Here is an 8,988-nt window from a genome sequence, read left to right as displayed (position 1 = left end):
AAAAGAACCGACGTATATCGGGTTGTTTTAAAGCAGGCATACATAACTCTCATTGTTGGCAACACAGAAAGATATGATGCGTGATCAGTCAGCAAATAAAAGATGTGATGGCCGGACGCTTACTTTTAATTCTGAGCAATAAAGTGCTTGTTGCCAAACCACAAAGCCTTTGTTGCAAATAAGGGTGGTTCGTATCTACTGGTTTGGTGCTGGCAAATAGGTTGTCTAAAACCATAAAATACTTTGCACGCTGTTTTTCATAAGCCTGATCGGAGGGAGACAACCGCTTTGCATGTGCAATGTCGTTGAAAACTGGCTTAGCGCGATCTGCATTAGAAGATAACAATAATTTTGACTGTTGCCTAACCATCTCAATCCATTGAAATCAATTGATAAACCACCGTCTTTAAAGGTATAAAATCGAAAAAACGGCCAAGGCTGTCCATCTGAGGTATGGTTATAGTAAAAGCGAACCGAGCAGCAGCCTTTGTAACGTTTGGCTAATACCGGCACCTCATTTCCTTTTAAAAAAACGGAATGATCTGGTAAGCACGGTAATAAAGCGCCAGCATCAATATCTATTGTAGCAGCAGCGTTTGCAATAGCCTCTTTTGCATGAGTTAGAATGCTTAACATATCTACTTTGTGCCGAAGCGTATTCTGCTGCATAACCTACACCTTCCAATAACAGTGGAAGGTAGTTTAATGACTTAAACCGTTGGATTATGTGCTGACAAACTTGTGAATAGCGGCTCTTTCACGTTGTTGGGTAGTTATAGACAAGGAATGTTTCAGTTAACTTACAGTCGAAATATCTAGCAGCATTCGTGCGATATAGTGACATTTCCAATATCCGACAAATTTACGGCAAAATGCGTAAAATTGTCGGAAAACCACTTAACCCGACAATTTTATGGCAAAACGAGTAAAATTGTCGGAAATTTACTAGCAAATGAGTGGTACATGAAACGCTATGCTTAGAATTGCTTCGTAATACACGCAGCACCTTTCCTATTGAATTGTATGACCGTTTGGATAACGCTCACTAGCTTCCGGTGCAGCACATTGAGCAACTGGCTTAACTAAGGAAGGTTAGCTGAACCGTTCTTGATATGAATGCAATCTGAGTTATTGATACGACGGATACTGTCGTTGTGAAGCTTTTTTCTTGAACTTAACACACTCCCGCGAGGCAAGCTGTGGGGAAAACCTCTAGCAGAAGCTCAGGCAAATATTTCATAACTTAAGACGGTGTTCTGGAGGGAAATGACATTTTGGGTTGATGGTTATTGGCAATCCCATTGCCGATACCATCAGCGAGTATATTCAATAGCATGGTCAATTTTACCGACTCATGTCCGCGACCTCGCTATGCTCTGAACACGGCATCTCTCGAAAATTTCAATAACATTTGAACCTCCAATGCAGTTGATTTGTGCGTTATTTCTTTAATCCGTTTCCTTTGAAAAACTCTTCCAAATTATCAAATTCAGAGATGTCTTTCATTGGTTGACGATATTCATCTAAGCCTTTACTGATGAAACGCTTGATAAGCAATTCAGGCTCTATACCGTGAAGCCCTGCGACATATTCAATAAGGTCAGGTTGCGTTTCGTAATCCTTGAAGGTAACGGTGTAGCTCTTAGGCATAGTGTAATTCCAACGTAAGCATTTAATTAAGCTACCACAAGAGTTGGGCCTTCGCTGTAAACCTAGCCCATAACTGAGACTAGGTTGAGTCAGTTAGCCAGACTTACACTGTTTGTAGCAAACAAGAACCAGACCAACTGTTAATATCATTGCCGGTATTAACCATAGAGCTTCCATTTAATTCTCCCGTATCAGATTTTGAGAAAGGACCGTCGGTTGCCACTAGACTGAGAGGTTTTTGTTAAATCACGATGGTTTTCGCTCTGCTATGCGCCTTCAGTCGCTTACTAACCAAGTTGTAAAAAGTAGCGTTGACTTCGCCATAAATTAATCTTGAGTATTGTTACATAAGAATAGCAGTGATTGTTCTGATTAGGAGGCAAAAACCGTATGTCTAATGAAACTGTTTTCTGATTTCCACATAGAGGTTAAGTGTTAGATAAATATCTAGTTTTTAAGTGGTTGATTGAGGATTAGTATCAATTTTCTTACTAAGCAACATAACGGGATAGGAATATTGTATTCTTAGCCAGGTGAAAACCACCTGGCCAGAGTATCAATTAAAAAGCGTAGCTAACCGCAATCTTATACATTGCGACATCGCTATCTTGCTCATACGACACAACACCATGGAAATGGTCTGTAAACTTCAAGCGACCTTCAACACCAACGAATGTAGCAGAATCATAATCGCCGCCAAAATCTGAATGTTCTGCGTATACGCCACCTTCAAATTTACCAAAACTATGCTTTAAGCCGACCTTAACTAAATAGCCATCTGCCGTATCTGATAGTGAAAATCGTTGATTACTTATTACTGCATTGTAAGTATCTTTTTGACGGGCATATCCAACCTGACCATATAAATCCGTTGCTGGCGCTATACCATACCGATAACCCACAGACACTTTAAGTAAATTAACGTCCCAATCATAAATCTCAACAGAATCTGCACCTGAGTCTTCGACTTTTGCTAATTGTCCCGTTACGAAAACATTATCTGTTATAAGCTTTGATGCTGCTAATGAGAAGCCATTAAAAGTACTGTCAGAATCATCAACTTTTACACCTGCAAAACCAACATCAACAAAATCATATGTGTTATTGACGTTTGCATTTGCTGCACCGCACACACTAGCTAATACAACAACTAACAATGTTTTTTTCATCTTTTTATTTCCCTTAAAATTACCAAGCACCATGCTCGGCTGTGAATAAATTGTTCACATGCTAAATCCCACGCTACAAATCTAGTAGCGATAACATTGTACCTTTTTCAGTAAACTAAAAGTATAGGTAAGTTCATAATTTATATGTATTATTCAAATAATATATGGTTTTTTTAATTGCTTTAAGATGAGAATGTGAAAATTGTAAGGATTTAATCATCACTTACGCTCAGAGGGTTAATACGCTTAATATCTTTGAACGATGTATCTAAGGCACAGCTGCACAAAAATAATTTAATGTAAACTCATTGAAATGAGTTAGTGTCGAAAGCATGTCGTTGGTATGCAGGGGAAGAGTGATTCGTTTTTCTTCCCCTGCCATTCTTTAAAGGTTTTTACTGATTTTTTAAATAATACAGACGACTCTTTTCAGGTAATCAAACTAGCCAAATGCGTTATCGCTTTCTCGCATGGATACCATGTAATCAAGGGTATCTGCAGCTAACAAATACCCTACCCTGTATTAAATTAGCTGTCCTCAGTTACGTTTTGTGAGTAGATTGTCAATCTCAATACATGTTTCGAGTAGATTACAAACAATCTGACATATGTCGTTGAAGTAATAGTCATCATCCAGCGCTAGAAAACTGGCTAACACTAACTGCTCTTCCTCAGTCTCTGGCAAAACAATAACGTTTTTAAACTCGCCCTGAATCAAAGGCGCTAAAGCCTTATGATGCTGATTATATGTCATCAGAAACCCTAGAAAACGCGTTCCACCGCTGGGCGATGTCCAACAACCTGGCTGCATGCTGTAAGCCGTTAATTGGCCAAACGGTAAAGGCAACTCCAGCATAATGCCAGTATCTGGATGTGGCGTAACAGGGCTGAAATATAAATCTTCGTTTGCCATCATCAGCAACGAAAACACTTTGGGGCTGATGCCATTTATCGGATCTTCGCAGGGATCATCGCCACCAATCACCCCCGTCCTTGCACCCTTATGTTCCAGGTACAAGTGCTTACTGAAATTCTCCATTTCAAGAGAATGACAAAAGTCGGTTAAATCAAAAATCTCTCGGTCGTCAGGTTGCATAATTGGAATGTTCATTTTGTCCTCCACATGTCGATTGAACCTTACCAGCAAAACACAGATTAATTTTGACGCCACAAAACGGCACAACACTCAAAAATGCATGAATTGGCTAATCCCTCTTGGAACCAACTGCCACAAACGACGCAGAGGCTTTATCAAAAGCGTATATTAGTTAGGTACTTCACGTTAGCGATGTGTGAAGGCTTTCGGGTAGTAGGTGAACATTTTAGCCACCAGTTTTACATAAAGTTAGGCGAACAATTCAGATAGCGAAAGAATCGCGATGGATTTTTGGTCAATGCTAAAGTTCTTTTTGCTAAACATTGCGATTGTTGGATATATCGCCTATAAACCGGATATGGCGCCTATCAAATAGCGTCATCGCTGAGTTAGAATACCTTTAAGGTTATTAATTTCTATGGTGCAGTGATGGATTTAGTGACACTTCTATTATCAATTGGCACAGCCTTTTTGGTGTTATCAGGTATTCTGTGGTATCGAGCTTACCGCATTGTCAAACAGCAAATTAAGTAACACCAAGCCCCTTCAACATTTAACAATCTAGTTTTATATTTTTAATTTGTAAAAAATCGTTACAAGGATTTAAATTGACACCATTCAAGATAGGTACTGCACCAGATCAGGGTATTGAGCAACCAAAGGCGTGGGCAGAGGCGTTTTTTACTTCAATAGAGCAGCTTGCTGACTTTGTTGACCTTCCACCTCAGTCTCTTAAAAGGTCAGAGCGCGTTAAACAATCAAAAGTGCAAACAAGGTTAATCGAGATCCATTTATTATTGCGCCGAGTACGCCCTTGGTTTAATTCGGATCAAGCTACCTGGGCGTGGTATATCGCTGAGCCGCTTGTAGCTTTTGAGCAATTAACGCCTTCAGAAGTTATTAAAAAATTTCATGGCTCAGGTATTCAGGCGTTGAATGATTGGATAACAGAGCGAGAATTGGGCGGTTTTAATTAGTGGTATTTTGCTAAACGAAGATATTTTAATATTCAGCTTCCGATATCTCATCTCCATTTTTTTGATCTAACACGGTTAGCTCAGCTAGTACATTCAGTCTATTCGATGCAAAAAAACAGTTCTCATCTTCCATAAGATCGGCATAGGCCACCTTCCTGCGATTACCGGTGCGGATGAATGGAGTTTAATTAGATGCTGTTGACCTTTGAGTCTAAATTAAACGTCATAGCAACAAAGTATAATGGTTTCGCCAAAAATCAAAAATACCAACGAGAAGGACGGGTAACCAAGGTTATTCGGTATCTAAAACGAATTTGTTATTTTTTGTTATCACCGACTTGGCAATACTGAGATTAACAACAAAAATCTCGTGATCCAGTAATATAATTTTTTTAAGGGCTAAAACATGCTGTGGTATATATTACCGATGTACCAGTAACATAATTTTGAGGGGTAAGCGATAGCACAAAATTAGTGTTTTTTTTTTGATGTTTTCATACTGATTTCTTATGCTTTAAATGCTTGAGATTTTCATTTTAACCCCTGAATTTGGTCATTTTTAGTACCTTTCTCGAACCTTAAGGTTAAAGTTATCTATCTATATGGCTAGATTTCCTGTTTTTCTATTTTTAGTGTTTTTTTAAATGTAACCCAACACGCCAACTGTAGTGAATCACTACACTTAGCGCACTAAATCAGTACACCTAGCGTACCAAAACGGTTCCCTTAGAGGACCAAAATGGTTCCCTTTGAGGACCAAAATGGTTCCCTTGGAGGACCAAAACGGTTCCCTTGGAGGACCAAAATGGTTCCCTTGGAGGACCAAAATGGTTCCCTTGGAGGACCAAAATGGTTCCCTTGGAGGACCAAAATGGTTCCCGTGGAGGACCAAAACGGTTCCCTTAGAGGACCAAAATGGTTCCCTTAGAGGACCAAAATGGTTCCCTTGGAGGACCAAAATGGTTCCCTTAGAGGACCAAAATGGTTCCCTTTGAGGACCAAAATGGTTCCCTTTGAGGACCAAAATGGTTCCCTTGGAGGACCAAAACGGTTCCCTTGGAGGACCAAAACGGTTCCCTTGGAGGACCAAAATGGTTCCCTTGGAGGACCAAAACGGTTCCCTTAGAGGACCAAAATGGTTCCCTTGGAGGACCAAAACGGTTCCCTTATAGGACCAAATCAGTACACCTAACGTACTAAATCACTACAGTTTGTGTAGTAAATTACTACATTTGACGTTTCCACTTCTGGATTCTTAGATTAATATCTTTGCGGGCTGGGAAAATTGATCCATTTTCCATGATAACAGCTTATCAATGCGATTGATGAGATGATCCGATACGCCTTAGCACCCTTGCTTCCCATACCTGCATGACAGTGATTATCGCAAACATCATTTGAACTACTCGGCACTGGAGTACCGATATTGCGCCAGTCAGTTGTTCAAACCTCATCTGAAATTATCATATCGACAAAATGACAAACAGACCAAAAAATTAGTAAACATAAAACTTTCGTTTTTTTCTCAGCTTATGCATCAGATACAAACCTCACCATTAGCCTATCACTGAGCGTGACTGAAGCGCTCAAACTATTCAAACACTTGGACTTCCCAGATTTTGTATTCGTCATAGCTTAGAAGGAAAACTGTGTGCTAAGAAAACATTTCAATGCCTTTCTCTCGAATAAACTTATCATCTATTGCAGTGTGATAGGAACGATCTTACTTGGTCTTTTAGAGCATTACATCACTGGCAGCACTTCAGACCTCATTAAAGAGGCCTCTATGGGAAAGACAGCACAATGGTTTTTTTTGATTAATCTTTTGAGCTATTTACTCTTTGCTTGGGCGTCATCACAGTTAATCGCTAGAACAATTGACCTGGCTTTTTTGAGTATAAGAACGGTATTACTCTCGCTTGCTAAAGCATTCATTTGCACGGCATGGTGGTGTTATGTTGGGATATGGCTTTTAAAACAATTTATACAATATAGCTCAATTGAATTAACCGGTTTTTCGGTGTTGTCACTCTCCATCTTTGGACAAATCGGCACTGCTTTGATTGTCTGCCTATTGGTGTGTTATTGCTACAGCATGTTTATCAGTATTTATATCGGTTCGATATTACGCACTGCCTTGCGCGGAGTCTCAGAGAGAAATCGGCGTTGGTTTGCTAGGTATCACGTGCCTGTATCATGTGTATGGGTCGTATTTAACATGCCGTTGCTGTGGCTGATACTTGCAGGAGCATTTTTCTTAAAATTGTCCGGTCTGCTCTTACTATCTGTAGGGGTATCCTTTATCTACCTCATCACAGAGCCTCTAGCAATGCTTGCTGTATTGTTTAGCTTTTATATTGCGCTTGTTGTGTATTTAGATGAACAAAAAAATCCAAATTGGGCGAATTTAACCAAAAGGCTTGCACAGTAAAGCATTTTAATTGTTGATCATTTTTATTCGAGGCACTCATGAGCAAGGCAACTTTTTTCTACCTATTTTTTCAAACGCTAGCAATGACCATGTTAATTGCCATATTAGGGGGGATCGCGAGTGGTGAAACATTAAAAGATTATGAGCGCTTTAGCTACGCTGTAGGGGCTCTTGGCCTAGCAATGTTCTTTTCAAATCAGTTGTGTCAGCATTTTCCCAATCGTATTAATCGCACTAATCAGGTGTTACTTACGCTATGTTTTTACCCTTTGATGTTGTTAGCTATTAATACAGCTGTTGAGCACAGCCCTAAACTAATTACAGAAGCGAATCGTCCTATTGCAATGCAACGGGGTGTAAAAAGATTGTCTGGACCAACAGCAGCAGACCTTAATTTTGTTAGCCAATTATCTTCAACAATTAAGCGTTTCCCTATACCCGATAAAAACATTAGTGAATTGTACCTTGATAGTATTAAAGGCATATCACAGCTGATCCAGCACAAAGATAATTGGTCACAGGGGTTTACTGAAGAACAGTTAAAAAAACCGATATGGGGGCTTTTTCATCAAAACAGAAATTACCATGTGTATGAAGATGATTTGGCCTACGCTTATTATCTAAATGTCCTTACCAGCCCCATTTTACCAATGACGTCTAAACTCTTCACACAAATAGGTCATTTAGCTCGAGTTGACAAGAGTATGCTTCTAGACAACGAGCCTATAGTTAATCTTTTGATAATGTCCCGCCTAGGATTAATCGACTCGGCAAAGGCAGACATGTCAGTACTAAATGATTTCAATCGAGCTAAGCGGCAGGAATATAGCACTAATAAACGCGTGCTATTGCAATTTGAAAAAAACATGAAGGCACAATCAAAGGTTGAAATGTTTGATGTCATCGACTACCAGCAGGGCTGGACAGTGCTTGATTCTGTTAAGCGTAGCTTTACCTTGCATATCTTAACCCAAGCCGGTTTAAACACTAAAAACTTACCCGAAAATATTATTTTCCCTTTTCGCAATAAAGACCAACCTTATCATGCCGATGCTGAATTTATAAAATTAACTCGCTGGTATGCGCCCTTTCTGTTTGATAAGAAAAACCGATTAATTATCCCGTTACAAGATTTGGAAAGTGCGTCGCAAATTAAGCGCTATGAAGCTATGTTGTCCAAAAAACTTCCCGATAGTTATAAAAATAACTTTTACCATTTTTACTATAAAACAGCTATCGAGCTAAGTAATACACCGACAACATGGCAATTACCCATCGCTATGCCGCTTTATGGTCACTTCGTGCGAATTGGTAGGGTATTAGAATGGGTACTAATAATCACTTTAGTACTATTAGTCTTTAAGATCATCTGTATTTCACTACAAGTAAAATATGGCTTTTTTAAAGCATCCGCTACCGTTGTCGCCGCATTCCTGATCTTCCTTACGCCATTGTTGCATTGGATTATGCAACCAGTGCTCTGGTTTTCATTCTAAAAGCCAGTTGAGTAAATTTTGTATGACGCAGGAACTGATAGCTCATATTTCCAAATAAGCCATGAGTAGCCAGCTAAACATTAAGACTTTTCTGGAGGTATCTCACCATCAAATATTCTTAATTTTTTATCTAAAGCCATACAACCAGCGTGGTGAACGATTATTGCAA

The 8,988-nt window shown here is 39.4% G+C and carries 7 protein-coding genes; 3 read left to right on the top strand and 4 right to left on the bottom strand.

Annotation, left to right across the window (positions count from 1 at the left end):
• Positions 1 to 225: 225 nt before the first annotated feature.
• The 4 genes from L1N97_RS14900 to L1N97_RS14885 all read right to left on the bottom strand — a co-directional run bounded on the left by L1N97_RS14900 (position 226) and on the right by L1N97_RS14885 (position 3,930).
• Positions 226 to 669 carry a hypothetical protein gene (locus L1N97_RS14900; protein ID WP_236130355.1) on the bottom strand — a complete coding sequence of 148 codons (444 nt, stop codon included), beginning with the start codon at positions 667 to 669 and terminating at the stop codon, positions 226 to 228.
• A 771-nt stretch (positions 670 to 1,440) separates the two neighbouring features.
• Positions 1,441 to 1,650, bottom strand: a complete 210-nt coding sequence (locus tag L1N97_RS14895; RefSeq protein WP_236130354.1) for a hypothetical protein — start codon at positions 1,648 to 1,650, stop codon at positions 1,441 to 1,443.
• Between the two features lie 560 nt (positions 1,651 to 2,210).
• On the bottom strand, positions 2,211 to 2,819 hold the full coding sequence (locus L1N97_RS14890) for an outer membrane beta-barrel protein (protein ID WP_236130353.1): 609 nt from the start codon (positions 2,817 to 2,819) through the stop codon (positions 2,211 to 2,213).
• Positions 2,820 to 3,357: 538 nt separating this feature from the next.
• On the bottom strand, positions 3,358 to 3,930 hold the full coding sequence (locus L1N97_RS14885) for a hypothetical protein (RefSeq protein ID WP_236130352.1): 573 nt from the start codon (positions 3,928 to 3,930) through the stop codon (positions 3,358 to 3,360).
• A 593-nt stretch (positions 3,931 to 4,523) separates the two neighbouring features.
• On the opposite strand from L1N97_RS14885, the gene L1N97_RS14880 reads away from it, so the two are divergent.
• From L1N97_RS14880 to L1N97_RS14870, 3 genes are all read left to right on the top strand, one after another.
• Positions 4,524 to 4,892 (top strand): hypothetical protein, encoded by a 369-nt coding sequence (locus L1N97_RS14880; RefSeq protein ID WP_229588195.1) that lies wholly within the window; start codon positions 4,524 to 4,526, stop codon positions 4,890 to 4,892.
• A gap of 1,651 nt (positions 4,893 to 6,543) precedes the next feature.
• On the top strand, positions 6,544 to 7,323 hold the full coding sequence (locus tag L1N97_RS14875; protein WP_236130351.1) for a hypothetical protein: 780 nt from the start codon (positions 6,544 to 6,546) through the stop codon (positions 7,321 to 7,323).
• Between the two features lie 89 nt (positions 7,324 to 7,412).
• Complete coding sequence (locus L1N97_RS14870) at positions 7,413 to 8,819, top strand: hypothetical protein (RefSeq protein WP_236130350.1); 1,407 nt, start codon at positions 7,413 to 7,415, stop codon at positions 8,817 to 8,819.
• Positions 8,820 to 8,988 lie beyond the last annotated feature (169 nt).

This window comes from Rheinheimera sp. UJ63 (genome assembly GCF_021568285.1).
Lineage (GTDB): Bacteria > Pseudomonadota > Gammaproteobacteria > Enterobacterales > Alteromonadaceae > Alishewanella > Alishewanella maricola.
This window is presented reverse-complemented; position numbering and strand designations above follow the sequence as displayed.